This is a genomic window from Endozoicomonas montiporae CL-33 (genome assembly GCF_001583435.1).
GTDB lineage: Bacteria > Pseudomonadota > Gammaproteobacteria > Pseudomonadales > Endozoicomonadaceae > Endozoicomonas_A > Endozoicomonas_A montiporae.
Genome location: NZ_CP013251.1, coordinates 4,985,477 through 5,012,475, shown reverse-complemented (window position 1 = coordinate 5,012,475; position 26,999 = coordinate 4,985,477). Strand labels below are relative to the sequence as shown.

21 protein-coding genes are annotated in these 26,999 nt (G+C 48.2%); 11 read left to right on the top strand and 10 right to left on the bottom strand.

The window, feature by feature from the left end:
- Positions 1-10 precede the first annotated feature (10 nt).
- The 3 genes from EZMO1_RS23100 (at position 11) to EZMO1_RS23090 (ending at position 4,305) form a co-directional block, all read left to right on the top strand.
- The gene (locus tag EZMO1_RS23100; protein WP_034877933.1) at positions 11-2,509 is read left to right on the top strand and encodes a CS1-pili formation C-terminal domain-containing protein; all 2,499 of its coding nucleotides are present in this window, start codon (positions 11-13) and stop codon (positions 2,507-2,509) included.
- 4 nt (positions 2,510-2,513) lie between these two features.
- Positions 2,514-3,224: a fimbrial biogenesis chaperone gene (locus tag EZMO1_RS23095; RefSeq protein ID WP_145912712.1), complete on the top strand. Its 711-nt coding sequence runs from the start codon at positions 2,514-2,516 to the stop codon at positions 3,222-3,224.
- A gap of 85 nt (positions 3,225-3,309) precedes the next feature.
- Entirely contained in the window at positions 3,310-4,305 is a 996-nt protein-coding gene (locus EZMO1_RS23090; protein WP_034877934.1) for a hypothetical protein, read from the top strand.
- Between the two features lie 228 nt (positions 4,306-4,533).
- Here EZMO1_RS23090 and EZMO1_RS23085 read toward each other — a convergent pair whose 3' ends face one another.
- From EZMO1_RS23085 to glnA, 5 genes are all read right to left on the bottom strand, one after another.
- Positions 4,534-4,782, bottom strand: a complete 249-nt coding sequence (locus tag EZMO1_RS23085) for a hypothetical protein (RefSeq protein ID WP_034877935.1) — start codon at positions 4,780-4,782, stop codon at positions 4,534-4,536.
- Between the two features lie 222 nt (positions 4,783-5,004).
- On the bottom strand, positions 5,005-6,459 hold the full coding sequence (gene glnG, locus EZMO1_RS23080) for a nitrogen regulation protein NR(I) (protein WP_034877936.1): 1,455 nt from the start codon (positions 6,457-6,459) through the stop codon (positions 5,005-5,007).
- Between the two features lie 33 nt (positions 6,460-6,492).
- Positions 6,493-7,539, bottom strand: a complete 1,047-nt coding sequence (glnL, locus tag EZMO1_RS23075) for a nitrogen regulation protein NR(II) (protein ID WP_330217132.1) — start codon at positions 7,537-7,539, stop codon at positions 6,493-6,495.
- A 319-nt stretch (positions 7,540-7,858) separates the two neighbouring features.
- Positions 7,859-8,395: a DUF4124 domain-containing protein gene (locus EZMO1_RS23070; RefSeq protein ID WP_051790399.1), complete on the bottom strand. Its 537-nt coding sequence runs from the start codon at positions 8,393-8,395 to the stop codon at positions 7,859-7,861.
- A gap of 95 nt (positions 8,396-8,490) precedes the next feature.
- On the bottom strand, positions 8,491-9,894 hold the full coding sequence (glnA, locus tag EZMO1_RS23065; protein WP_034877938.1) for a glutamate--ammonia ligase: 1,404 nt from the start codon (positions 9,892-9,894) through the stop codon (positions 8,491-8,493).
- 960 nt (positions 9,895-10,854) lie between these two features.
- Between glnA and thiI the strand changes: the two genes are divergently transcribed.
- The 4 genes from thiI (at position 10,855) to EZMO1_RS23035 (ending at position 17,240) form a co-directional block, all read left to right on the top strand.
- Positions 10,855-12,315 carry a tRNA uracil 4-sulfurtransferase ThiI gene (thiI, locus tag EZMO1_RS23050; protein ID WP_034877941.1) on the top strand — a complete coding sequence of 487 codons (1,461 nt, stop codon included), beginning with the start codon at positions 10,855-10,857 and terminating at the stop codon, positions 12,313-12,315.
- 276 nt (positions 12,316-12,591) lie between these two features.
- Positions 12,592-13,098 carry a dihydrofolate reductase gene (locus EZMO1_RS23045; protein ID WP_034877942.1) on the top strand — a complete coding sequence of 169 codons (507 nt, stop codon included), beginning with the start codon at positions 12,592-12,594 and terminating at the stop codon, positions 13,096-13,098.
- 209 nt (positions 13,099-13,307) lie between these two features.
- Entirely contained in the window at positions 13,308-15,701 is a 2,394-nt protein-coding gene (locus EZMO1_RS23040; protein ID WP_222842159.1) for a hypothetical protein, read from the top strand.
- 99 nt (positions 15,702-15,800) lie between these two features.
- Positions 15,801-17,240 carry an acetate and sugar kinases/Hsc70/actin family protein gene (locus EZMO1_RS23035; RefSeq protein ID WP_034877944.1) on the top strand — a complete coding sequence of 480 codons (1,440 nt, stop codon included), beginning with the start codon at positions 15,801-15,803 and terminating at the stop codon, positions 17,238-17,240.
- Here EZMO1_RS23035 and argA read toward each other — a convergent pair.
- Together argA and argE are read right to left on the bottom strand one after the other, a co-directional pair.
- Positions 17,233-18,555, bottom strand: a complete 1,323-nt coding sequence (gene argA, locus EZMO1_RS23030; RefSeq protein WP_034877945.1) for an amino-acid N-acetyltransferase — start codon at positions 18,553-18,555, stop codon at positions 17,233-17,235. The two genes, EZMO1_RS23035 and argA, sit on opposite strands and share 8 nt — an antisense overlap.
- 120 nt (positions 18,556-18,675) lie before the next feature.
- The gene (gene argE, locus EZMO1_RS23025; protein ID WP_034877946.1) at positions 18,676-19,830 is read right to left on the bottom strand and encodes an acetylornithine deacetylase; all 1,155 of its coding nucleotides are present in this window, start codon (positions 19,828-19,830) and stop codon (positions 18,676-18,678) included.
- A gap of 210 nt (positions 19,831-20,040) precedes the next feature.
- On the opposite strand from argE, the gene EZMO1_RS23020 reads away from it, so the two are divergent.
- Both EZMO1_RS23020 and EZMO1_RS23015 read left to right on the top strand, forming a co-directional pair.
- Positions 20,041-20,871, top strand: coding sequence for an MIP/aquaporin family protein (locus EZMO1_RS23020; protein WP_034877947.1), 831 nt, complete (start codon positions 20,041-20,043; stop codon positions 20,869-20,871).
- On the top strand, positions 20,868-21,920 hold the full coding sequence (locus EZMO1_RS23015) for a methyltransferase domain-containing protein (protein ID WP_086936439.1): 1,053 nt from the start codon (positions 20,868-20,870) through the stop codon (positions 21,918-21,920). Before EZMO1_RS23020 ends, EZMO1_RS23015 begins: the two co-directional genes overlap by 4 nt.
- Before the next feature lie 8 nt (positions 21,921-21,928).
- On the opposite strand, the gene EZMO1_RS23010 is transcribed toward EZMO1_RS23015, so the two are convergent.
- Both EZMO1_RS23010 and EZMO1_RS23005 read right to left on the bottom strand, forming a co-directional pair.
- On the bottom strand, positions 21,929-23,200 hold the full coding sequence (locus tag EZMO1_RS23010) for an inorganic phosphate transporter (protein WP_034877948.1): 1,272 nt from the start codon (positions 23,198-23,200) through the stop codon (positions 21,929-21,931).
- Between the two features lie 27 nt (positions 23,201-23,227).
- Positions 23,228-23,905: a TIGR00153 family protein gene (locus EZMO1_RS23005; protein WP_034877949.1), complete on the bottom strand. Its 678-nt coding sequence runs from the start codon at positions 23,903-23,905 to the stop codon at positions 23,228-23,230.
- 139 nt (positions 23,906-24,044) lie between these two features.
- On the opposite strand from EZMO1_RS23005, the gene EZMO1_RS23000 reads away from it, so the two are divergent.
- On the top strand, positions 24,045-24,656 hold the full coding sequence (locus tag EZMO1_RS23000) for a CYTH domain-containing protein (protein ID WP_051790401.1): 612 nt from the start codon (positions 24,045-24,047) through the stop codon (positions 24,654-24,656).
- A gap of 7 nt (positions 24,657-24,663) precedes the next feature.
- Here EZMO1_RS23000 and EZMO1_RS22995 read toward each other — a convergent pair whose 3' ends face one another.
- Positions 24,664-24,921 carry a hypothetical protein gene (locus EZMO1_RS22995; protein WP_034877950.1) on the bottom strand — a complete coding sequence of 86 codons (258 nt, stop codon included), beginning with the start codon at positions 24,919-24,921 and terminating at the stop codon, positions 24,664-24,666.
- Between the two features lie 253 nt (positions 24,922-25,174).
- Here EZMO1_RS22995 and tfpB point away from each other — a divergent pair, with 253 nt between their 5' ends.
- Positions 25,175-26,884 carry a type IV pilus assembly ATPase TfpB gene (tfpB, locus tag EZMO1_RS22990; protein ID WP_082212315.1) on the top strand — a complete coding sequence of 570 codons (1,710 nt, stop codon included), beginning with the start codon at positions 25,175-25,177 and terminating at the stop codon, positions 26,882-26,884.
- Positions 26,885-26,999: the final 115 nt, after the last annotated feature.

Sequence of the window (26,999 nt, the reverse complement as noted above, 5' to 3'; positions counted from 1 at the left end):
CAGGTGAGCCATGAATAAAAAGAATAAAGCTTTTCAGTTTTTTACCTTGATAGCGGCTTTTGCTAACATCGCTGTGGCTCAGAAGCCTCTGATCCTTTCCCAAACTTCCGTCCCCGCAGGCTTCGAAGACCTTCTCGCCCCCCAGCAAAGCATGGTCGACGTCTACTTCGGCGGTCGCTTTGTCACCACCATGTCCGCAGTCTTCACAACCAAGTCTATTGAATTTGAAGACCCCGAAAAACTGGTTCGGCAAATCCCTGCCGTTCTGGACGCGTTTCCGGTGATTCAGGCCCTGGAAGGTGAGCTGGACAGCCATACCGAGGCCGTCTGCTACGGCAGGCAGGAGCAGGGTTGCGGTATTATCGAGCCGGAGGTGGCAGAGGTTATTTTTGATGCGGATAACTTTAAAGCCGACCTGTTTATACACCCCAGCCTGCTGACGGTTCAGGCACTGGATAAAAGCCGTTTTCTCCCGGGCTCTGAAGCGGGTGCTGCTGTTATCCAAAACCTGTCGGCTAATATCTCCGGCAACTTAAACGATGGTAACTCACAGGACAACTACACCGTGTTTGGCAGTAGTTTTATGTCGTTTGAGGAAAACAGTCTTCAGGCAAACTGGGATTTTTCAAGAGATCAGGATGTCAGCGTTAACACCCTGTTGTTTGAGCGGGATTATGAAGGCCGTTTGTGGCAGGCAGGACTGGTGAATACGACCGGTTTCGGTCTTAATTTCAGTGCCAGTCGCAGGCTCTGGGGAGCCCGGCTGGCCAGTTCATTTAACACCCGTACAGACCGATCGTTTACCCAAGGCACGCCATTAGAAGTTTTCATGCCTGTGCAGGGTCGCTATGAGGTGATCTATGAGGAAAGGCTGGTTAGCAGTGGTCTTATCGAGGCAGGCAACCAGCAGCTGGATACCACGAACTTTCCCAGTGGTGCCTACGATTTAACCATTCGCTTACTGGATGATTCAGGCAACCTGGTTCGAACTGAAACGCGCTTCTTTGCCAAACAAACAAGGCTCGCTCCGATAGGAGAGAAAGAGTATTTTGTTGAAGGTGGTCGTTTATCGCAATCTTCCGCTGAGAAAATACTGCCTGAACTGACCGATGATGTATTGGTTCGCGGCGGCATTAACATGCGTCTTGCTGATACATTGTCAGGGTCGTTTGCTTTGGCAGGTACCGAGGGGCAAAGCCTTGGAGAGGCATCATTCTTTAAAATTGGGCGTAATTATGAGTTAGCTCCTTCTTTTATGGCATCAAGTGATGGCGACTTTGGTGGCAAGCTGGATGCGCGCTATCGTTACGGGCTTTTCAATATCAGTGGCAGTTATTTGCAACTGTGGAGAGATGAGGTTAAGCCTTCAACCGGGTTTGATCTTTTAGGTAATGAGTTTCGTCAAAGTAGTGTGTCGTTGAACTACCCGATTTTGGGTGGCAATGGCAGTTATCGTTACAGTGAAAGTGAGAGCAAGTCTCTTGATGGCAGTCAGAGCAACAGACAGACAAGGCAAAGTGTCGGATACAGTAGAACGCTGTATCGTGATGGTCTTTATTCTGTTTCAATGCGGTTTGATACTTCCTGGACGGATGAAGGCCAGGTCAGCGGTTTGATTTCATTTGACTTGAGTCGTTCAAAAGGTAGCTGGACTTACCGGGCAAACCCGCAAGCTCGCTATGATAAAGATATTAACGGTGATACTGACCAGTCTGAAAGACTTCAGGTCTCGGCCACCTATAACGATAAGGACACTTTTGCGGGTAATTTTCGCAGTACTATTCGGGCTGAGAAAGCCCCTGGAAGGGTTTCTGCGGGACTATCCAGCCGATACGCCTCGACCTGGGGCACTGCCAACCTGAACCTCAACCATGCCGAAACGGATACGACGACCAGCACTGCGTATTCTGCCAGTCTGAGCACCAGCTTTATGGCAAACAGTAATGTATTTGCCTTTGGCGGCGAATCTCAGTCGCGTTCTGCCGTTGTCGTTACCGTGGACGGGGCTTCTCTCGGCGATCAGTTTGATGTTTACATCGATAACCAACGACGGGGTTATGCACTGGGTGGCAAGCCATCCATTGTTCATCTCAGTCCGTTCAGAACTTATAAGGTTGGTATCAGGCCTGCGGGCAATAGCATTTTCTCTTTTGATGAAAAAGAATACGAAGTGACCCTGTACCCGGGTAATGTGATAGACCTTGAGTACACGGTTAACAGTGTCAGGGTATTGTACGGCAGAGTTAGAACAATTGATGGCGATTGGTTAGCTAACGCGAGCGTGCAAGGTGGCCTGGGGCTGGCAGTCAGTGATGAGTTTGGAATGTTTCAGGCTGAAGTGACAAACGACAGTGATAGTTTGATCTTTGTCAAAGGTGGTAAACAGTGTCTGGTAGAACTGGATATTGAAGAGTCTGAAGATGACTTTATTAACCTTGGGCAGGTTGTTTGTCGTTATTCAGACGTTCATAATCAGGTGAACGCATCAAATAACAAATTATCAGGATGATGTCGTGGAAGTAAGAAGAAAAACAGGGTTTCTGGCACTCGCGCTTGCGACCTTCATGACCGTACCCTTTGCCAGTGCCAATATGCTTCTGGATCGAATGATTGTCTATTTTGAGCCTGGCAATCAGCCAAGACAGGATATACGGGTAACCAATGTCAGCGAAGACAATCTGTTTTTGCAGACAGAAATCTACAAGGTCGTTAACCCCGGCGCAGAAAATGAAGAGCGTATTCGAATCATCAACCCTGATGAAATGAAACTGCTGGCCACCCCGCAGAAGTCCATTGTTGCCCCGCGGGGACGAAGAACGGTTCGTCTGGTGAACCTCGAAACACCGAAAGAGACTGAAGAAGTCTATCGAATTACGTTCCGACCTGTGACCGGCGATGTGGAAGCAAACCAGAATGCAATCCAGTTGTTGATCGCCTATCAGGCGCTGATTTTTGTCCGGCCTGAAAATCCGGTTTACGAAGTCACAGCAAAGCGTGAAGGCAATAAAGTGACATTCACCAACAAGGGCAACAGCAACGTTATTCTCCGCAATGGCGAGCAATGCACGGTCACTGAAAAGAACGGAGATTGCGTCGAGATTACCGCCGGTGGCCGGATTTATGCCGGACAGAGTTTGACTCTTGATTTACCCGGTAAAGGTAAACTGGTTCGTTTTGGTATGTTTGACGGGACTCGTGAACAGCGGCAGGAATTCAGCCTGTAGAAAGGCTTTATAGCCAGATTCAGCCGCCAGATTCAGCCGCCAGATTTAGCTGCCAGATTCAGGCTCAAACTGGGTTGTAAAAAGAATGAAGTACTTACAAGTAGTACTGTTGTCAGTTATCAGCATAGTTGTTCGCTTACAGCCTGTTATTGTTTATCTGCTCATATGTTTCATGGCTGTTTTTTGCCCGGAAATTTATTCTGATGACGAAGTTTTCTGTTTTACCGATCTGGGGGGGGGGACCTGCAAAGGGAACGAGAAGAACAAAACTGATTTTTTAGGAGAGTTTGAGCTGGGTAAAGGTAGTATCCCTATCTTCATCGACTTTATGTTTCGTGCTTATGATGACGATAAAAGTGAAAAGTGGCAAATCAGACGTGAGCCTCTAAGTTATGGGTCATATGGTCTTAGTGAAGTTTCTGAATCTTCTTACACTATTGAAATGACTTCTCCTGAGAGGCGTTCAGAGTGGATACCGGGAGAAGGCGGTAAAGTTAAGGGAGGTGATGATGATGGAAAACCTGACAAATACTATCACGCCAACTTGATTCTGACTTTTCATGATAGTTATTTAGATAAACTGGATCCCGGTGAACATACTTTCTGGTTGTGGGTCAAAGGTCGGGTTGCCGGTGAAGACTTTAATAACTTTTATATTGAAATCAGAGTCATCATAAACACCCAGGTCAAAATCAGCGGTCTGGAAAATGTCTCTTTCGGGACATTTCTAAAGGACAGCTTTAGCAGAGTTCATTCTCAGCCATTTTGTGTTTATGTGCAGGGCGGTGGCAACTTTAAATTAACACCCACCACGTATGAAGGTGCATTCACACTAGAAGGAGCTCATACCAACGATTCTATTGACTATTCTGTATACCTTGCCAATACAGGTATGTCTTATCGTGAAGTTAATTATGGAAGTATCTTAACCGGCTTTCGTGGTGATCGGACTGAAAACTGTACGACAGCCGTAGGTGAAAATATGCAGCTAAAATTAGAACTCCCTGATATCAATACCCTAAGCACCAGAAAAGCCGATATTTATGTAGGCACGCTGACTCTTACTGTAGAACCTGAGTGATGAGGCTGGCATATACCCATCGCCTTTCAAGATGCTACGTTGTTGTCAGCGTTCGCTCACCCCGATCACCTACTACTCGTAGGCTCACGGGGCTTCACTCACTTGTCGCCTAGTAGCATCTTGAAATCCAATGGGTATATACAAAAACCAAATCAGCTTATTTGGTATGCTGCATTTTTATATGAATCGCGGAACCCGTGAGAGGTGTCAGGGGTTCCGTTTTCGAGACTATTTTTGAGTTTTTTTATCAACGGATTGATCAGACTCTTTTTTCTGGGAGGCTGATGGTTTGGCTTTGTCGGGTCTGGGTGGAATCACCAGCGTAATTCTGGCTGAAGCACTGGAGCTTTTGCCAATGGGGCCCGCGATGATCATTGTTTTTTTCTTGGAAGTGTCTGCCTGAACAGGCATTGTGACTGCAAACAGAATGGAAAGCACTGCGCCAGACATCCATTTTACTTGGCGTTTAACGTCCATGAGGGTACTCCTTAATCAACATCTTTTCTGATTTATCCCTGAACTTTGATTATAGAGACTGCCAGCAGGTCGGTACTCAGTTGATAGATCGAAATTCTATAGAAATCAGCAGGATAGGAAGTACGTCGTTTCAGAGGCTAAAGAGCCTGTGGATAAATGGATCAATAGCAGGATAGGTGGAAAGAGCCAGCGTCAGAAGCCTGACTCCTTCCTACGGGGTTTTTAGTCAGAAATGGCTTTGTCAACAATCCCCAGCTCTTTTATCTTCCGGGTGAGAGTATTGCGCCCCCAGCCCAGTAGTTCAGAGGCATCCCGCTTACGCCCGCCGGTGTGCTGCAGTGCTGATTCAATCAGAATGCGCTCAAAGGACGGAACCGCTTTTTCAAGAATATTTGAGTGGCCAATGGCTAGCTCCTTCTCTACCCATTGCTTCAACAGCTGCTCCCAGCTGTCGGATTGTACCGTCTGTGGAAGTTGGTCCTGATCCAACAGTTTATTATCCAGCAGCTTTCTATCCATAAGCTCCGGTGGTAGATCAGATATCAGCACTTCTCTGCCTGAAGCCATCACCGTCAGCCAGCGGCAGGTATTTTCCAGCTGCCGGACATTGCCGGGCCAGGGCAGCAGGGCGAAGTAGCTTTCGGTTTCGGGCGTGAGAATTTTGGTTTCAACGTTTAACTCTTTAGCCGCCTGATCAAGAAAGTGTCGTGCCAGCGCTGGAATATCTTCAGAGCGTTCACTGAGCTTGGGCAAATGAACCCGAATAACGTTTAGACGGTGGAATAAATCTTCCCGAAACTTACCTTCTTCAACCAGTCGTTCAAGATCCTGATGTGTAGCCGCAATGATCCTTACATCGGCTTTTACAGGTGTGTGACCACCCACTCTGTAAAATTCGCCATCGGCCAGAACCCTGAGCAGCCGGGTTTGTGTATCGGCTGGCATATCGCCAATCTCATCCAAAAAGAGCGTGCCGTTACCCGCCTGTTCAAAGCGACCTTTACGCATGGCTCCGGCTCCGGTAAAGGCACCTTTTTCATGGCCAAAAAGCTCTGATTCAATCAGGTCTCTCGGTATGGCTGCCATGTTCAGTGCAATAAACGGATTGGCCGCTCTTGGGCTGTGTCTGTGCAGTGCCCGGGCAACCAGCTCTTTACCTGTGCCGGATTCACCGTTGATCAGCACGGTGATATTGGAATGGGATAAACGCCCGATAGCGCGAAACACTTCCTGCATGGCGGCAGCTTCACCAATGATTTCGGTGGACGTGTCTACAGGCTCAATACTGACTTCCTGCGTCTGCTGGCGACTGTGTTCCAGTGCCCGTTTGGTCAGGGAAATGGCATCGTCAATATCAAAAGGCTTGGGTAAGTACTCAAAAGCACCGCTCTGGTAAGAGGCTACTGCACTGTCCAGATCCGAGTGGGCGGTCATAATGATAACGGGCAGCTCGGGATAGCTTTCCTGTACCTGCTTGAGAAAGGCCAGACCATTGGTGCCCGGCATGCGGACATCGCTGATGATGGCTTCCGGTTTGTTTGTGCCCAGTGCCTCTATAGCTTTATCCGCACAGTCAAAAGACTCTACATTAAGCCCTTCGCCTTGCAGGGATTTTTCCAGCACCCAGCGAATCGATCGGTCATCATCAATAATCCAGACTTGTGAATCGGTAGTCATGAACACTCCTGTTATGCACAGAGGCTGTGCCGCTTACTGAGCAATGGGTATATAAACATGGAAACAGGTTCGGCCCGGTCTGCTTTCACACTCAATGAGCCCTTTGTGCTGGCTGATAATCGACTGTGCCATAGGCAGCCCCAGCCCCGTGCCTTCGGCGCGGCCACTGATCATCGGGTAGAAAATGTTTTCGATCAGGTCGTCGGGAATGCCGGGGCCGTTATCGATAATGCTGATATTGCACACCAGTCGGCAACGTTCGTTGGCAATAGTGAACTGTCGGATCACCCGGGTTTGAATAACAATCTGTCCGTCACTTAATGGCATGTGTTGCTGAATAGCCTGCATGGCATTACGAACCAGATTCAGAATGGCTTGAATGAGCCGCTCCCGGTCGGCAGGTATTTCCGGAATACTGGGGTCGTAGTCCCGAACAAACTGGATGGCACCGCCGGTTTCTGCTTCGATCAGTTGAACCACACGTTCGGTGACTTCGTGAATATTCAGCTCTTTAAGGCTGGGGGGTTTAATTGGCCCCAGCATTTGATCCACCAGATCGCGAAGCCGGTCAACTTCTTCGATGATGATTTTGGTGAACTCTTTCTGATCACTGTCTTCAAGTTGCCTTTCCAGTAACTGTGCAGCACCTCGAATACCCCCAAGAGGGTTCTTCACTTCATGTGCCATGCCCCGGGCAAGAATTTTGGCGGTTTCTTGTTTGGCAATCAAAGAGGCTTCCCGGGTAATCCTTTGTAACCGATCCCTTGGATGTACTTCCAGCAGAACACTGATGCCTGAATAGTCAACAGGGGTGACGGTGTAATCAACCGTCACAAGTTCGTTGTTGATATTAATGCTGGCCTTGCGGCGGGTGAACTGCTGTTGTTGCGACTGTGCCCGCTTCAGATCTTTTTCAAGGCTTGCCTGAGACAGCAGTGTTTCAACGGGTTGGCTGTGACTGCGTCGTTCACTGATATCCAGCAGGTTTTCGGCAGCGTGATTGAGGTAGCTGATCCGTAAGTCCTGATCAAGTGCGATAACAGCGGTATTGAGGTTGTCAAGTACAAATTGTTCGATCACCTGAACATTCCTGATAATGTTTTTATTGTTTGATATGCCACGTTTTAAATGCCTGAAAAGTAAGTGTGCAGTGGTTGTTCATTCTGGATGGAATACAGCAAGAATTGAACCAGAACTGCATAGCAATGGATGCAATGGGTGTACTATGCACAGCAGTGTTGCCTGACAGGAGAATTATAGAGATTCATCATGAAAAATGCACCGAAATGGTGCGTTTTTTATGATGCTGAAGAGAGTGATTTCAGGGCTTACATTACTGGTCGATTTGCCGGGTATGGTATTAAGTATTTATGTCACTGTCAGTTTTTAAGACGGCCTCTCAGGAAGCGGGAGGTCTGAATATGGTACGCTGCACATGCACAGTACTTTCAGTTTTCTGAATCACTTTGCCGGAATTATCCAGAACCTCTGCTTTAAGCTGATGGGTTCCCCGATCCATATTTTTGACGTTATGGCTCAGTAATCGTTGGGGACCTGAAACCAGCTTACCATCAATAAAAAAGCGCACTTTATGTCCTCTGGCCAAACTGGGTCGAATCGATATTTTTATGGTGAAGTCGCCATTATTCCGAACCGTTGAATTATTAGCTGGGCTGCCAATGTAAAAAGCGCTGTAAGTCGCTATTTCAGGCTCTACCGGCGTTGGGGGTGAAGGTGTGGTGTTGTACGTTGAACGATCTGGTGCAGGCAGGCTTGTTGCGGGTTTTAGTATCACAGGTTCACTGGGGCGTGAAGCTGGCGGCTTGTCGGTAAACACGGTATTGCCATGTTCATCAACGGTTTTATAGATTTGCCCACTGGCGTTGAAGGGTTGAATCATCAATAGCAGAAGCAGTGGCAGAGTATTTATTTTCATTAGAATCTACCAGTGAATAAGGGTATTCAGATAGCTTACTGCGCTGATAAAAAAATGCCAGTCAGAAAAGGCTGACTGGCATGTCAGGGTCTGGATTATACGGAGTAATACAGGTCAAACTCTGCAGGGTGTGTGGTCTGGCTGATCGCCAGACACTCTTCTTTCTTCAGTTCGATGTAAGCATCGATCATATCGTCGGTGAATACACCGCCTGCAGTCAGGAATTCACGGTCAGAATCCAGAGCCGCCAGAGCTTCTTCGAAGCTTTCAGCCACAACAGGGATTTCCTTGGCCTCTTCAGCTGGCAGGTCATACAGATCCTTGTCCGCAGCATCGCCAGGGTGAATCTTGTTCTTGATGCCGTCCAGACCCGCCATCAGCAGTGCTGCGAAGCACAGGTATGGGTTAGCCGTCGGGTCAGGGAAGCGAACTTCTACACGACGAGCCTTAGGGCTGTTCACGTAAGGAATACGGATAGAAGCAGAACGGTTACGGGCAGAGTAAGCCAGCATGACCGGCGCTTCGAAGCCTGGAATCAGACGCTTGTAAGAATTGGTGGAAGCGTTGGCAAAAGCGTTAATGGCTTTTGCGTGTTTGATCACACCGCCGATGTAGTACAGTGCCGTTTCGCTCAGACCGGCGTAACCGTCGCCAGCAAACTGGTTGTCACCGTCTTTGCTCAGAGACATGTGAACGTGCATGCCGCTACCGTTATCACCCACCAGAGGCTTAGGCATGAAGGTAGCGGTTTTGCCGTAGGCGTGGGCAACGTTGTGTACGGCGTACTTCAGAATCTGAACTTCGTCAGCTTTTTTCACCAGCGTGTTGAATTTAACACCGATTTCACACTGACCGGCGGTGCCGACTTCGTGGTGGTGTACTTCAACGTCCAGACCCTGATCTTCCATGGCCTGACACATTTTGGCACGCAGGTCGTGCAGGGAATCGACCGGAGGAACCGGGAAATAACCGCCTTTAACCTTTGGACGGTGGCCTGTGTTGCCGTCGGCAAAGGTGGCGTTGCTGGCCCAGTGCGCTTCTTCAGAGTTGATTTCGTAAGCAGCACCGGAAATGTCTACTTTCCACTTAACGTCATCAAAGACGAAGAACTCTGGCTCAGGGCCAAAGAAAGCAGTATCAGCAATGCCGGTGGACTTCAGGTACTCTTCCGCACGCTTGGCAACGGAACGAGGGTCGCGCTCATAGCCCTGCATGGTGGCAGGTTCAATGATGTCGCAACGGATGTTCAGGGTGGTTTCGTCGGTGAAAGGATCGATTACAGAGCTGCTGTCATCTGGCATCAGGATCATGTCGGATTCGTTGATGCCTTTCCAACCTGCAATGGAGGAGCCGTCGAACATTTTACCCAGTTCGAAGAACTCGCCGTCTACTTCACTGATTGGCATGGAAACGTGCTGTTCCTTACCTTTAGTGTCGGTGAAGCGCAGGTCAACCCATTTAACGTCGTGATCCTTGATCAGGTTCAGGGTCTTGGACATTTATTATTTCCTCCAGAGGACTTAGCTCAAAACTGAGAGCATCGCTTTTGGCTCTGATCTTCAACGTCAATCTTCAACGTCAATATTGTTGAGTCGATTGAATGATCTTCCGCCGGGCTCAATGGTGGCCACAGGTGTGACTGATCTGCATCTGGAAAAGCAAACGGCGTGCCAGCTTTCCAAAGTGCTGTTTCATGCCCTCTTGTGCAGCTGTGTTGAAGGATTTAGCAGTGAAATCCTGTCTATATGCACTAAAAGTAAACATGGCAAACGGTTCTTATGCACTAATTTGATGCACAGTTGGATTATTTGAGTCCGGTTGGTGCATGTACCAGTGTAAAAAAGCCGGGATGGCCTGCTTTTCTGTTCCCGATGGCAGGCGGCAGTCAGTGTATCGTGAAACTGCGCTGACTACTAATGCTTGCAGGTATTTATCTCCGGTGGTGCTGGTGGTAGAAGACAGAGACCAGAAAATTTTGGGGGATGTGTCACAACCGCGTGTTTCTGTATAATTCCGGCACTTTTCTCTCTATTTTTTCTCAAAACATTGCTGTCAGGTTGCAGTAAGCTTTAAGTACTCGGCCATACGGAATCGAATATTTCTGGCTTATTGGGCAGGTGCTCTGCAAGGCGCAACGGCGGGAGCATAGCAAGCTATGTGACCAGAGTTGCAACGCAGTCAGAGCACCTGAACAATGAGTCAGAAAATATGATTTCGTATGGTTGAGTACTTAATCACCTTACTCTCATCATCCTAACCCGAATATTTCATAAATTTGCTGCCAACTGTCAACAGCCCATGGAAATAGTGCTTTTTTACCAAAAATGCTTCGGACACATCAGTCCGAAGCCATTGCAGGTACAAGCGAGAGTTTTCAAGGGATGTAGCAATAGCGCATGCATTTTATGAAATATTCGGGCTAAAGAGTGCCTGCGGCATGATCACGGTAGTCCAGAACCATGAAGTTCATCATTAAGCTGTTTCCGGAAATTACGATTAAAAGTACTCCGGTGCGCAAGCGTTTTATTAAAGTGCTGCGAAAGAATATTCGTGCCATCCTCAAGCGTTCTGATGCGGGTGTTGATGTTCGTGGCACCTGGGACTTTATTGAGGTAACGACCTCGTCTGATGACCCTGTTCTGCTGGCTGAAACGAAAGATCATTTGAGCCATATTCCCGGCATTGCTTACTGGATGCAGGTGACGGAATACCCTCTGACCACCATTGATGACATTCTGGAGAAAGCCCTGCCAGCTTTTCGTGAACGACTGACAGGCAAAACCTTCCGTGTGACCTGCGCCAGACAGGGTTCCCATGATTTCCAGTCTATTGATGTGGAAAAGCAGGTGGGTGGTGGCCTGAATGTTCAGACTGAAGCGGCCGGTGTAAAACTTAAGAATCCGGATGTGACGGTAAAAATTGAGATCAAGCGTGACCGCTATTTCCTCGAGACTGCCCGTGGTGAAGGTCTTGGCGGTTATCCACTGGGTTCCATGGAGCCGGTACTGTCGTTGATCTCCGGTGGCTTTGACTCAACGGTTTCCAGCTTCCTGACTATGAAGCGTGGTATTCGTACCCACTTCTGTTTCTTTAATCTGGGTGGTCATGCCCATGAGCTGGCGGTTAAGGAAGTGGCTTATTACCTGTGGAGCCGTTTTGGTTCCTCCCACAATGTTCAGTTTGTCACTATTCCGTTTGAAGGCGTGGTTGAGGAAATTCTGAAGAATGTGGATAACTCCCAGATGGGCGTGATTCTCAAGCGAATGATGCTCAGGGCTGCTACCTCGGCCGCCAAAGAAATGCATGTTGAAGCTTTGGTGACTGGTGAGGCTGTCGCTCAGGTCTCCAGCCAGACGTTGACCAATCTGGCTGTGATTGATGCAGCAACCGATCATCTGGTGTTGCGTCCGCTGGTGGCAATGGACAAGCAGGATATTATTGATATCTCCGCTCGTATTGGTACCGAGGAATTTGTGAAAAATATTCCTGAGTACTGCGCGGTTATTTCCAAGAACCCAACCACTAAAGCCAAGCCTGAAAAGATTGCAGCAGAAGAAGAGCGTTTTGATTTTGCCCAGCTGGATAAAGCCGTTGCAGAGCGTCGTGTCGTTTCTGTCAGCGATATCATTGCCGATGACCTGACCCGTGAAGAAGTGGAAGTGGTGGATCATGTGGATCAGGGCGAGATTATCATTGATATTCGTCATCCTGATGAAGAAGAGATCAAACCGTTCTCCATGCAGGATCGTGAAGTGATGCATGTGCCTTTTTATCAGTTACGAACCAGGTTTGCAGAACTGGATAGAGAAAAGCACTACCTGCTGTATTGTGAAAAAGGCGTAATGAGTCAGCTGCATGCCATGCACCTTCGTGAAGAAGGCCATGAAAATGTGGGCGTGTTTAATCCGGATCATAAGTAATCCCGGTTTTATAAAAAAAGACCGCCTTCGAGGAAGGCGGTCTGAAATAGTTACGTGAAATAGCCACGTAATTTGATCATATATATTCGCTAATCAGAGATATGAGCTAATTAGCCAGAGGGAACATGTCGTAGTCAGGGCCTGGTTATAGTTTGTCGGGTGCTGGTGGGTTTTGTTGCATGCTAATGAGTGAATGGATAGCTGAATGAATAGTTGAATCTATTCAGTTTCATCAACACAATGATGACTAACTGAACTGACTACCTTGTGTGAGTAATGAAAATAGCCATGATCGCTGCCGTTGCGGAAAACAACGCAATCGGCATCAACAATAAAATGCCCTGGTATCTGCCCGGTGACCTGCGTTATTTCAAAGCGGTGACGATGGGTAAGCCGATTATCATGGGACGCAAGACGTTTGACTCCCTGCGTAAACCTCTGCCGGGGCGAACCAATATAGTCATTACCAGAGACAGCGAGTGGCAGCATGATGGGGTGAAAGTGGTTCATAGCCTTACTGAAGCGCTGGCGCTGGCTGAAGACATTGCCCTGATCAATGGCAACGATGAAGTGATGGTGATTGGTGGCGCGCAGATCTATGAACAGGCTCTGGATAAGGCTGACCGGCTGTATCTGACAAAGGTTTATCAAAGCTTTGAAGGCGATGCTTTTTTTCCTGAAATTGTTGAAAGCGACTGGCTGGAAACGGCCAGACAAGATATGCAATCTGAAGATGATGACCCACTGACCTTCAGCTATCTGGTGCTTGACCGTAAAGATTGAAGCAAAATCTTCAAGTATTGTCTCATACTGTTTCTGTCACTTAACGGGTGAAAGAAACAGTATTCACTTCTTCCTGCCCCTATTCTGACCTTAAACACGCCACCATCTATAGTTTAAAAGTTGTTACAAGCAGAATTTTTTATTTCTTTTTATGATTTTAAAAGGCTTTTTAACTCTAAATTGAAGTAAAAAAATCTAATTCATACCGAATGACAATATCTCAGGGATTAAGAGGTATGCATAGATTCAGGGCTGGCAATTTTTCTGATGTCAGGCCAGCTGCGGCATTGCCGTCTTTATCAAACCCGAACAGCCGGGAGCTGGGCGTTTCGGAATACCAGACCTGGAAGGGGCACATTGTCTCGGCCCTGGCTTTCCTGTCCAGCGGCTTTAAGCGCTTGCTGTTTGGCAAACCTTCTGTTCATCGGGTCATGAGTCTTCACGAGTCGTTCAGTAAAGAAGCTTCTACCCGCATTCCGGATGAGTATCACAGAAATATCAAAGACTATGAAATAGCTTGTGTTATGCAGCTGCATGGTATTGGTCAGCTTCAGCGCCAAACTATTGATGACCAGAGAGTTGAAGTGCTTGCGGGTGGTACGAAATCAGTCAAAAAAGCGGTGATGGATTCCATAAAGGTTGATGTGGAACTTTCGACGACTGAGTTGGCTTACCGCTTTTTATCTCAGGATCGCAGATTGCCGGTTGGATTTCTGGAACGGGCTCTGATGCCGCATTTCGTTGATACCGTGGTCAGGCACAGCCACGACGAACATAAAAACACAAAGGAAATCCGGGACGCTGCTGAAAAAACAGTCGCTGAAATAGCTGTTTCTCAAGGGTTGCGAGAAGATCGGGATATTACGTTTGAGCGGATTCTGGAGGTCAAAAACCGGATTCGCTGGTATTTGGGTTATCAGCCTGATCCGGCCAGAGCGCATATGGATCAGTGCGATTCGTCAGCCAATTTTATGGCGTTTGATCGTTCGAATCCTGCTGCGACTCCTCCTGGTCTTGAGCGTCCGATTGCTAACCGCTATGAGCTCGACAGCGAAGATAAAAAGTATATTCGCACTGTTGTGGACAATGGCAAAGGTATAAAAATCCCCCGGCATGATTTGCTTAACCGTCTCAAGCGTAAGGCGCTCAGAAACAAAAAAGAAGCGCTGATAGGAACCTTGGGCACATTGTTCAGCACCTTTATTCTGGGTGTGGGCAGTGGGGGCATCGCTGCTGTACTGAATCTTCTTTATTACATTGGATACTACGCCCTCTGGAGTGGGATGACTCATGCGATAAGAATGGTAAAGGCATTGAAAGCTATCCAGAAAATGCAGCTCTCAGGCGATTTTCGTCTGGATGGTTCAGAGCTGAACTACATCAGTGAACTGGATGAGAAGAAATTCAGAATGTTTCTGCGCAGTCTGCGTTATGTATGCAGTCATGAGACATTGGCAAGAATTTATAATGCTTACGCTGAACTGGAAAAAGACGCTGAGAAGCGGCTGGCCATGGCCCCCAACGCCTACTCACTGAACGATGTAATAAAACTGGAAGAAGGCAAAGCTCGTTATTTACACCGTCGCGAAAATGTCAGAAAAGCGTTCAGACTGTACGACGTCCTCTATACGACGGTGACTGCCGATCTGCGCAAGATGGATAAGGAGTGGGAAGGCCGTGGTCAAGACTTGTGGGAAACCAAGTTTGCCACTATGAACCCTGCCAGACGAGAAGCGCTGTTCAACCGTGCAGCCAATGACCCCAGAGTGACAGAAAGAACATTCCATCTGGAAACAAACAAATCGGGCTGGTTGAAAACAGTTTTTCCGGGGCTTGCCAAAAAGGCAGGATTATCAACAGTAAAAAGGAAAAAGACACTGGACGAATACCAGCGAATCCTCGATCAGGAAATGCCAGGACTTGCCAGAAACGATGCTAACAGGGAAATGCTGAACCGTCATGCTGAAACAGCGGCTCATGTTGCCAAGGATGGTGTTGGTCTTTACATGATCAAATTAATAAGAGACACGGTTAACTCTACACTCACTCATAGTTTGAAGCTAGGCTGGTCTTTTATTCAAGGCTCCCCCAGACAGACAACTATGCCTGCCTTACCAAAGCCAGACCTTGTAGGTTTAGCATCGTTTGGTTTTTTCTTTACTGTGGATTTTGTGCTGGAAAGGATTAACACAAGAATCAATGAAAATCGTTTTGAAGCCATTCAAAAAGGAAGAAAACAGACCACAGGGTTTGGCCCTTGGCGGCGTAAGCGCACAGGACGGGAAGAGGTGAATACTATTCGGCGGCTCGCCAAAGATAAGCTGCCGGACTTTGTGGAAAAAACACTGGCTTTGCACAAATATCATAAAGAATTGATGGATGAACTGAAGTTTCAGAAAGAACTCAGTGATGAAAACCCGTACGCCAAACCCTACGAGTATATGGATGAATATGAGGCGGCTATCATGATTCTGAAACGTCAAAAGTACGAATTCTGGGTTAGAGAGATGATGGCTGGAGCCGTTGGAGCGCTGCATCGGAGTATACAAACCAGAACCGACTACCTTGATAGCAAAATGTCAGACATTATTGCTGGCGAATAATCCCTCCTGAACTAACCTTTAGGGTTGCGAATTTAGAATAGAAAAAATGCAGGGTGCAAAATGCGGTCGTTGCTTCCATTTTTTTTCAGGCTAGCCAGATTGATCAAAGTAAGGGAAATCATAATTTTATTACTGTTTCCTTTTTCTACTATCGTGTCAGCTGGTGGTGAATCGCAATATCTGGAAACCCGAAAAATTGTAGTTCTTGATGATGGAAGTTCAGGCTCTAGGTTAGTGGCGTTCTTTTTTGGCCGAAACAATACTGATGAAGAGTTTCGCTTGATAAGGTCTTCAAAAATTATTCAGGCCAGTGCTTTGAAGGAGGAGGATGGTGGCCTAACAGATGATTCGGCTGAAAAAATTGTAACCATGCTTAATGAAAATAGTAATCAGCCAAACAGTCAGTCCATGTTGTTTCTTGGTATGACAGCAGGAAAAAGGGAAGACAGGCTGGGTGCCGGGCGATTGCTTAAGATGATCAGAAGCAAACTGATCAAGTTTGGAGTTGATGAGCATAAACACTCTCTTGAATTGCGGGTTTTGGATGGTTCTATGGAGGGAGCATATAACTGGTTAGGGGTGAATTATGTCTATGCTGACTCAAAAAATAGCTATGGCATTGTTGAATTAGGTGGTGCATCAGCCCAGATAGCTTATAAATGGTTAGCAGATACTAAAGTTCAGGTTAATGATGACCAATCAGAAGAAGGCGATAAAAACTTTCTGTTATTTGAGTCAGGCTATGACAGAAACAAAACCCATACTCTCTTTGCCAGGTCTCAAATGGGGTTTGGGCTAAATAAGGCTTACAAGGGGTACGAGCATTTGCATCCAGAGGTTATGACTCGGCATTGCGAAGCGGCTGATAGTTCTTCATATGTTGACTTCAAGGCTTGCAAAGAATCTATGGAAGAGCTGTTTGTTGTAAAAGAGACTGAGCCAAAAAATCAGTTCATATGGCAGCAGGCTGAACAGGATGCCAGATCCGCAATGCCCGACACATACTATTTAAGCGGTTATTTCTATGACTACACCGTAGACATGGGGCTTCGTTCCCATTTAACCGTTGAACAACTTGAAAAGGCAGCAAAGTATGCCTGTGATAACTTCACGGTAAAAGCTTTGGATGAAGCACTGGCATCAAAAAACAGTGAGAACGAAATAAACCTGTTCAAAGATTTTGAAGCAACATTGCCGCCAATGACAAAAGAACGTGTTGTTACTTTGCCATCCGACTTTGTCTACAGCGGTTCGTTTAAACCGGCTAAAAGTAATCAATATTGTGGCACATTGACCTACATGGCATCACTGCTGGAGCACTTTGGCTTGCAGCCCCACCACAACCTGGTCATTGTTAAGTCGTTCAAATTTGAAGGAAAGACCTATCCCGCCACCTGGACGGCTGGTTACGCATATGCCAGAGCGAATGGCTATAAAATTACTCTGCTTGATGATCAGCTATCAGAAAAAGAGGCACTTGAGGAGCTTATGCACACTTCTTTAATGCCTCCTGCCCGGAATGTTGCTGAAACTAAATAACAAGCATCAGAATCTTGGATTGACGCTTAACGTTGTACTGCTGCCTTTTGCTGGGTGGCAGTGCTTCTGCATTGGTTTGCCTGAATCCTCGCTCTATAAACCAGTGAATGGTTTGCGTGGTTAGCACAAAAACCTGTTCCAGCTTCTGTTGCTTCGCCTGTTCAACAATAGCTTCCAGTAGACTGTCGCCACGCTGATTCCGACGATATTCAGGATGTACCACCAGGCAGGCCAGTTCAGCGGTTTTCTCTCCGGGGAAAGGATGAATGGCAGCGCAACCTATGATGGTGCCATCCAGATCTATGACCCGAAACAGGCCGATTTCTCTTTCCAGCTCTTTTCTGGAGCGACGTCTGAGAGCGCCAGCCTCTTCCAGTGGCCTGATGAGTTCCAGAATGCCTGTGACGTCTTCAATGGTAGCGGTACGAATTTCTTCATAGCGATCGGCAGAGATCATTGTGCCTCTGCCATCCCGGGTAAACAGTTCGAGCAATAGCGAACCGTCTTCCTGAAAATTCACCAGCTGGGCTCGTTCTACGCCGCCAAGACAAGCTGTTATTGCAGAAGACAATAGACGTGTAAGGTGAATCTGTTCATCCTGTTTTTTCAGCTCATCCAGATAGCGGCCTGCAACGCCCGGAGACAGTTGACTGATCAATTGGCCGTTTTCTCCCACCACTCCCGCCTGTTTACCAAAAAGTATCAGCTTTTCAGCCTGCAAATGAATAGCGGTATGAGTGGCCAGTTCCTCGACTTCTATATTAAACACTTCACCCGTGGGAGAGAGTCCAAGGCAAGGCAGTAAAACAATATAGTCGTTGTCCAACAGCTGATGAATGGCTTTGTCGTCGATTCGACGAACGCCGCCGGTATGCTGAAAATCGATGCCATCCAGCACGCCTAAAGGCTTGGCAGTGACAAAGTTACCGCTGACCACCCGGATGCTGGCACCCTGCATGGGCGAGTTCACCAGACTGGAAGACAACCTTGATTCAATCAGTGCCCGCAGGTTACCGACGGCATCCATGACGCATTCCAGACTTTGCTTGTCGGTAATGCGACGATTCTGACAAAAGTCAGATTGAAGACCTTTTTCCTTCAGTCGGCACTCGATCTGTGGACGGGCACCATAGACCAGCACCATGCGCACCCCCAAACTGCTGAGCAGCGCAATATCATTAATGATATTGGTCAGGTTTTCGTGCGCCAGAGCTTCTCCCCCCAGAGTAATGACAAAGGTCTTGCCATGATGGGCATGAATATAAGGAGAAGACTGACGAAAAAACTTTACGTACTCGGTACTGAAATCGTTCACAAACTTGCCAGTTATTTATGATTCTTCGTTAATTCGCTGGTTGCTTCGTGCAGCCAGCGATTGCGCCTGAGAGCCTGTCGGGCTTTTTCGCAGTAGGTCAGTGGTAAGTCCGACAGGCTCCTAGAGACAATACTGCCTGATCAGGGCTTTTAGCAAACGGATTGTTGGCTCGATCCGATCCAGAGCAAGAAACTCATCCGGTTGATGCGCCTGATCAATATCACCGGGGCCCAGAACCACGGTGTCCATTCCCATCTGGCTGAAAAAAGGTGCCTCGGTTGTGAATACGGCAGACTGGGCTTTATATCCGGTTAAAGCTTCACAGGTTTTGACCAGTTCCGAGTCAGCCATTCCTGAAAATGGGTCAATACAGGCTTGAATGGGTTCCAGTGTCAGTTTCACGCCATCGGCACGGGCAATGGGCTGCAACCGGTTGTTGAGCTTCAGGCGGATTTCATCGCTGTTCATGCCGGGCAATAGGCGAACATCAAAATCCAGCTCACACTGGCCGCAGATACGGTTAGGGTTGTCGCCACCATGGATACAGCCAAGGTTGATGGTGGGAGAAGGGATTGAGAATCCCGGGTTGTTGTAGTGTTCAGCCAGCTCTGACCGGAATGCCATGATTTCAGAGATCACTTTGTGAGTCGTCTCCATGGCATTTTTTCCCAGTGCCGGATTGCTGGAATGCCCCGACTGACCAATAACCCGGATTCGCTCCATCATAATGCCTTTGTGCATGTAAATCGGGGTCAGACCAGTAGGTTCGCCAATAACAGCATAACGGGCTTTAGGGCGGCCAGCGGTAGCGAGTGCTCTGGCGCCGGACATGGAAGATTCTTCATCGGCAGTGGCTAAAATGATCAGGGGAGCTTTCAGATCGCCTTCCTGAAACTCTCTGGCGGCTTCCATAATCAGCGGAAAGAAACCTTTCATATCGCAACTGCCAAGGCCATAGAACCGGTTGTTTTTTTCAACCAGTCTGAACGGATCCGTTTGCCAGAGTTGCTCGTTGAAGGGCACGGTATCGGTGTGACCTGCCAGAACCAGACCGCCGGACCCCTGCCCCAGTGTGGCAATAAGATTGGCTTTTTCCGTATGTTCCGGAACCGGCATGATTTCACAGTGAAACCCCATGCTCTCGAACCAACTGGCCAGTTCGTGGATAACCGGTAAATTGCCCATGTCGAGTGTTGGCTGGGTAGAGCTGACGGAAGGCAGTTGAATGAGACGTGAAAGGGCTGATCGCAGATCAGGCTGAATGTTATCTGACATATTCTGGTACCGGTTTCGGGTCGCCTTGATGCTGGAGTTAACGACTTTGGCAACTCGTTCATCATATCAGGCTGTCGGAGTATTAATAAGCCATGGTCAGTGAGATATTCTGGACTAAACTTGGTCGTGGTTTGTTCAGGTCGGTTTTGAATGTTCGGACTTTTCCAGTCGCTTTCTTCTCAGGCAAGCCTTGTTTTAGGGAACCCCCGGATGATTTATTTGAAAAGCTATGTCGGAGAGTTTGTCGGAGAGTTTGTCGGAACGTTGATCCTTGTTTTGTTTGGCTGCGGTTCAGTGGCTGTAACGGTTCTGTTTTCTGCTCTTACGGGGCTTTTTCAAGTGGCTATGGTGTGGGGTATAGCCGTGATGCTGGCCATCTACGCCACAAGAAAACTCTCCTGCGCTCACCTCAACCCTGCTGTCAGTATTGCTATGGTAATCTGTCGGCGAATGCCTGCAACCAAGCTGCCCTGTTACCTTATTGCACAGTTTGCCGGTGCTTTTGTCGCAGCTGTTCTTGTCTATCTGCTTTTTTCCAGTTCCATAATTGAGTATGAGTCTCTCCATGGCATTATTCGCGGAACAGAATCATCTGTCACCAGTGGCATGATATTTGGTGAGTATTACCCAAACCCTCTTGCGGGAAAAAATGCGTTGGTTTCCACCGGCAACGCGTTTTTTGCGGAGATTATTGGTACTTTTGTACTTGTTTTTATGATTCTTGCTTTAACCGATGGGTGTAACGTCGGGCGGCCAGATCAAACCATGGCACCCTTTTTTATCGGTTTGACCCTGACGGCCATCATTTCAATTATCGCCCCCTTGACCCAGTCAGGGCTTAATCCGGCAAGGGATTTATCGCCTCGTCTTCTGGCCATGCTTTGTGGCTGGAAGGACGCAGCATTTCCCGACCATCATTATGGTTTCATCTCCGTCTACATCGCAGGTCCGGTCATGGGCGGAATTCTGGCTGCCCTGTTTTTCACGGGCATTATTGAACCGTTGCTTAAAAGCGCGGAAGGTAAAGGTGAACACAGATGAAAAATATGTCCCATAATCACGAAGCTCTCAAAGAGTATTATGGTCGTGTTCTTTCCGGAACCGGGGATCTTAAAACCAATGCCTGCTGTTCTGAGCCCAACACAATGCCTTTGCCTGCCCGGGACATTCTGAAGCTTATAGACCAGGAAATTACTGACCGCTTTTACGGCTGCGGCTCGCCCATTCCAGCGTCTCTGGACGGGTGTACCGTGCTTGATCTTGGTTGTGGCACCGGCAGGGATACTTATATTCTTTCCGGGCTGGTGGGTAAAAATGGCTTGGTCATCGGTATTGATATGACCGATGAACAGCTGTCTGTCGCCAGGCGCTATCTGCCCTCAATGATGGAGAAACTGGGCTTTCAACAGGCACCTAATGTTGAGTTCAGGTCAGGTTATATTGAAAAATTGCAATGCCTGGGGATCGAGAGCGAGTCGGTTGATGTGGTTGTTTCAAACTGTGTCATCAATCTTTCGCCCTATAAAAGAGAGGTTTTTAAAGAAATTTTTCGGGTTCTTAAGCCGGGAGGGGAATTGCTCTTTTCAGATGTCTTTTCCGGTCAGCGTATACCTGAGTCACTAAAGGACGACCCCGTTCTTCTTGGCGAGTGCCTGAGCGGGGCTCTGTATATTGAAGACTTCAGGCGTCTTTTAAATGAACTGGGTTGCTCTGACTACCGGTTGTTATCCAAAGCGCCTGTAACCATTAACAATCCCGAGATAGAAGCGAAAATAGGCGGTATTGCATTTTACTCCATGACAATACGGGCGTTTAAACTGGATAACCTTGAAGATATTTGTGAAGACTACGGCCAGATCGCGGCCTACAAAGGAACTGTATCCGGGTATCCACACAGTTTTCAACTGGATGACCATCATCGTTTTATAACGGGCAAGCCTGAAAGGGTGTGCGGCAATACGGCCGCCATGCTGCAAGACACCCGGTTAGGGACACACTTCACGATCCAGGGCACCCGGAAAGTTCATTATGGTCCTTTTGATTGCGCCTCCGGGTGCGACGATAGAGAGCCTGCCGGCACCTGTTGTTAATTAAATGATCAGCCAAAGATAAAATGCAGGCAGTGATAATAGACAATGGCGAGGAAAGCGCCGGCTGGCAGAGTAATCAGCCAGGACATGAATATGGTGCCAATCACCCTCAGGTTCAGAGCACCAATACCCCGGGCCAGACCAACACCCAGAACGGCACCGACCAGTGTGTGAGTGGTAGACACCGGCAAACCGGTGCCTGAGGCCAGTACCACGGTAGAAGCTGCTGCCAGCTCTGCGGCAAAACCACGGCTGGGGGTCAGCTCGGTAATATGGGTACCTATGGTGGCCATAACTCGATAACCATAGGTAGCAAGCCCGACAACAATACCCGCAGCGCCCAATAACAACACCCAGCTTGGCATGCCGGCCCGGCCCGATATTTCACCACCACTGCCAATAATGCTGGCAATGGCTGCCAATGGCCCGACGGCGTTAGCCACATCGTTGGAACCGTGGGCAAACGCCATGGAGCAGGCGGTGAAAATCATCATAACGCCAAACACTTTCTCAACACTGGAGAAGTGGAATTCCTTATCAGCCTGAACGTCTTCCTTGATTTTGGTCAGCGAGATTTTACCAGCGATCATCACCAGCAGACCAATGGCAATGGCAAGCAGAATGCTCTGGGTATAATCCAGTGGTAAGCCAATATGCTTCAGTCCTTTCACCAGTGTCACCATCGACATCATGAAGCCGACCAGGAACATATAGATGGGGACATAACGCTTGGCGTTTTTGAAAGGGTTGTCGGTATCAAGAATCAGCTTCTGGACGCTCATGAAGATCATAAACGCCAGTGTGCCCGACATGACGGGTGATACGACCCAGCTGGCAACAATGGAAGAGACTTTGCTCCAGTTGACAGCCTCGGTTGAAATACCAACGGCAGCAAAGCCGACAATGGCACCGATAATGGAATGTGTTGTTGATACGGGCCAGCCGTAATGGGTGGCGACCAATAGCCAGGTACCTGCTGCCAGAAGAGCGGCCATCATCCCGTAAACCAGCAGGTGCGGGTTCTCGACCAATAACGATATGTTGGGATCAATGATCCCTTTGCGTATGGTGTCGGTGACGGACCCTCCTGCCAGATAGGCTCCGGCAAACTCCAACAGGATGGCAATGCAGATAGCCTGTTTGATGGTTAAGGCTTTGGAACCTACCGAAGTGCCCATTGCATTGGCAACGTCGTTAGCTCCAACCCCCCAGGCCATGAAGAAACCAAACAGGCAGGCCAGTGCCAGCAGTATCGTGCCATATTCTGCGATAATGCTCATGGATGTGCTTCCGGTTGGTGATTTCAGTTAGCGGGCGAGGAGTAACTGGAGATGACTGCCCACGCGAGAGGCTCGGTCTGCAAGGTCTCCAACCCAGTCGATGATTTTGTAGGTGAAGATGACGTCCACGGGGGGCAGGTCTTTTTCCAGTTTGAACAGTATTTTTCGCACTTCAACTTGATGCTCATCAGTTTCACTTTCTATTCGGTCCAGCTCTTCGATTAGCTGTTCTACGAGGTTGACTTCTCTTCCCTTGAAGCCGGTTTCAACCAGTTCATCCAGTTCATCCATGGCTCGAACCGCCTGGGCAGAAGTGGCGATAGAACGTTGCAGGTAGTTCAAAAAAGCAGTCCGGATTTCAGGGGGGATGACCATATGACGTCCCAGCACAATACCGGCGATATCCTTGGCGCGGTTGGCAACTTTGTCCTGTACCGTAACAATTTCCAGCAGGTCGGTGCGGGGAACGGGCAGAAACAGACTATTAGGCAGAGAAAGCCTGACACTCCTTTTCATGTCGTCCGCTTCGTGTTCCAGTTGCACAATTTTCTGCTGGATGGATTCAGCCTTTTTCCAGTCGCCATCGAACGCCGCAATAAAAAACGGTTCCAGTTCCATGGCACATTCATGAGCCTTGGATATGTGTTTCTGTATAGGGCCTATGGGTGACCGGCCAAATACACTGGACAGTAAGTTGCTTGGCATAACGGCGAATCCGGTTGACTGAACGGAAGATTATAGGAGTACTGTGCCAATTCTGCACAGAACCGCATGAGCGTCTTCCGTTCCGGTTGATATCACGTAAACTCCGCAATTCTGTTTTATTGAAGCGTTGAGCTTTCTTATGAGTTTTGAAACCGAGTTAAAATTGTCATTGTCTGAAAACTCTGTTCCGCAGCTTAAGACCCATCCGTTCTGGAAAAAGTTCGCGGTTGAAGGGCCAAAAACTTTTCACCTCGGCAATGTCTATTACGATACGGCGGATCGGGCTCTGAATCAGGCGAAAGTCGCACTGCGTATTCGTGAAAAAAATGGTGTGTATTTTCAAACCCTTAAAACAAAGGGTGAAAGCATTAACGGCCTCACGCGGCGCGGTGAGTGGGAATGGAGTATTTCTGGTAATCAGCTGGATTTTTCCAGACTTTCAAAGGTCTGGCCGGAGTCTTTGCAGACTATTTCTGCCGAACAGTTACAACCGCTGTTTGCCACTGATTTCGATCGAACTCTGTGGCTGGTGGATTACAACGGGACAAAGGTTGAGGCGGCTCTGGATCAGGGGCTGGTTAAAAGTGGTGATGCCCGTTCCCTGATTTGTGAACTGGAGCTTGAATTAATAGATGGTGATGAAGCCGTTCTGCAACAGATTGCCGATGAGTTGGGACAGGATGTTGATTTGACGCCATCAGATAAAAGCAAGGCTGAACGGGGCTTTGAACTGCTTTTAATGCGAGATTGACAGTGGGCTAGTCTGCATCAGCAGGTTTATCATCGGAGGCATCGTGGTTAGCAATGGACGGGCCTTTATCTGTTCGGCTCTGACTGACCTTAAAACGACTCAACCCTTTGCCTTTTAGTCGTTTTCCTGAGGCAGTCTGAGGTTTGACGACGGGTTTGGGCGGTTCATTTTCTATCATGCCTTCGGAGTCGGTTTGCAGGGTTTCAGTCATTGGTGAGAGGCTTTCGTCGTTTTCTCGCTCATGACTGTTTGGCTCGGAAGACATTGTTGAGTCCTGTTTAAAATTATTATTACTATTTGAACTATAGCGTAACGCTTTAATTATTCCGGGTGCAGACAGGCTTCGTTGAATAGGAGAGAATAACGGCAACTACAATAAAAAGCAGTAACAACAGGGAATTGTCGTGACTGGCGTGAATAATACCACCTTCAAGCCTTCTCAAGCCTCTATCGCTGCCTTTAAGCATCGTCATCAGCGACTGGATCTGGCTACTGCGGTATCGGATCTTTTGCGTTCCATGCATTTATCGCAAGGCGATGCCGACAGAGTGTTGTCTAAACACCGCTCTGCTGAGCAACTGAAGCTGCACCCGCTCGAATACATTGCTTCTCTGGATCTGGACAATGCCAGTGAGCCCGGCAAGAAGCTGGATCTGGAATGGTTAATACAGTGGTTGGCAGCCCTGTCGGGACAGGATTATTTTGCCATTGATCCGTTGAAAATCGATGCTTCGGCAATCACGCCGGTGATGTCGCGAGCTTATGCGCTTCGACATGAAATTCTGGCTGTGGATGTCAATGAAAATGAAGTGGTTATTGCTTCTGCCCATCCATGGTACAGCGGCTGGGAAGACAACCTTCAGCATGTCAATCGCAAAAACATTCGCCGTGTGATTGCCAACCCGGCGGATATTCGGCGTTTTACCACCGAGTTCTATCGTATTGCCCAGTCCGTTCAGGGGGCGATTGAAAACGATGGGGTGCAGTCAACCAACCTGAACAGTTTTGAGCAAATGCTGGAACTGGGGAATATGAAGTCCCCGGATGCCAATGATCAGCATATCGTCAATATTGTGGACTGGTTGTTGCAGTACGCTTTTGAGCAGCGAGCCAGTGATATTCATGTTGAACCCCGCAGAGATCAGTGCCATTTGCGCTTCCGGATTGATGGCGTGTTGCACTCCATTTATCAAATGCCTGCGAAAGTGGCCGCAGCTGTGACCAGTCGCATAAAAATACTGGGCCGGATGAACGTTGCGGAAAAACGAAAGCCTCAGGATGGGCGACTGAAAACCGTTAACCTTGATGGCAACGAAGTAGAGTTGCGTCTTTCAACGTTGCCCACGGCATTTGGCGAAAAACTGGTCATGCGGATTTTTGATCCGGAAGTACTGGTCAAAAGGTTTGGTGATCTCGGTTTTTCCAGAGAAGATGAGCGCCGCTGGAAAGAAATGACCAGCCAGACCAGTGGTATTGTGCTGGTGACTGGCCCAACGGGTTCGGGTAAAACCACCACGCTTTACTCAACCTTGAAAAAGCTTGCTACCGAGAAGGTCAATGTTTGTACCATTGAAGACCCGATTGAAATGGTAGAGGCCAGCTTTAACCAGATGCAGGTACAGCACAATATTGATCTGACCTTTGCCAGTGGCTTGAGAGCGCTTTTACGACAGGACCCGGATATTATCATGGTGGGTGAGATTCGTGATCTGGAAACCGCTGAGATGGCAGTTCAGGCTGCGCTGACAGGCCATCTGGTGATTTCCACCCTGCACACCAACGATGCCCCTTCAGCCGTTACCCGTTTGATGGAACTGGGCGTGCCGTCTTACCTTATCAAGGCAACGCTTCTGGGTGTGATGGCACAGAGGTTGGTGCGTACTTTGTGCCCTGCCTGCAAACAGCCGGTTGCGATTGAGAAAGCGGACTGGCAATCACTGACCAAACCCTGGTCAGCGCCACAACCGGGCGAAGTGTTCAGCCCGTCGGGTTGTCAGGAATGCCGGGACACGGGTTATCATGGTCGGGCCGGTCTGTATGAAATCATGCCCATGTCCGACTCTCTGAGTAAGTTGTTGAATCAAGACGCTGATATTCATCAGTTCAGGCGTCAGGCTGCCAAAGAAGGTATGTATAGCCTCAGGTTATCCGGCGCACAAAAAGTAGCTTCAGGGCTGACAACTGTTGCAGAAGTGATCAGGGTGACGCCGGATCATAGCAATCATTAAGACGTTCTATCCATGACCGATAGAAGAGTAATAACAAACTCTTTCTATCGGTTGCTATGAATAAATCAGTATTTCTTTTTCTATTCTTTCTTTTTTCTGCGCTGCTTTCTTCGTT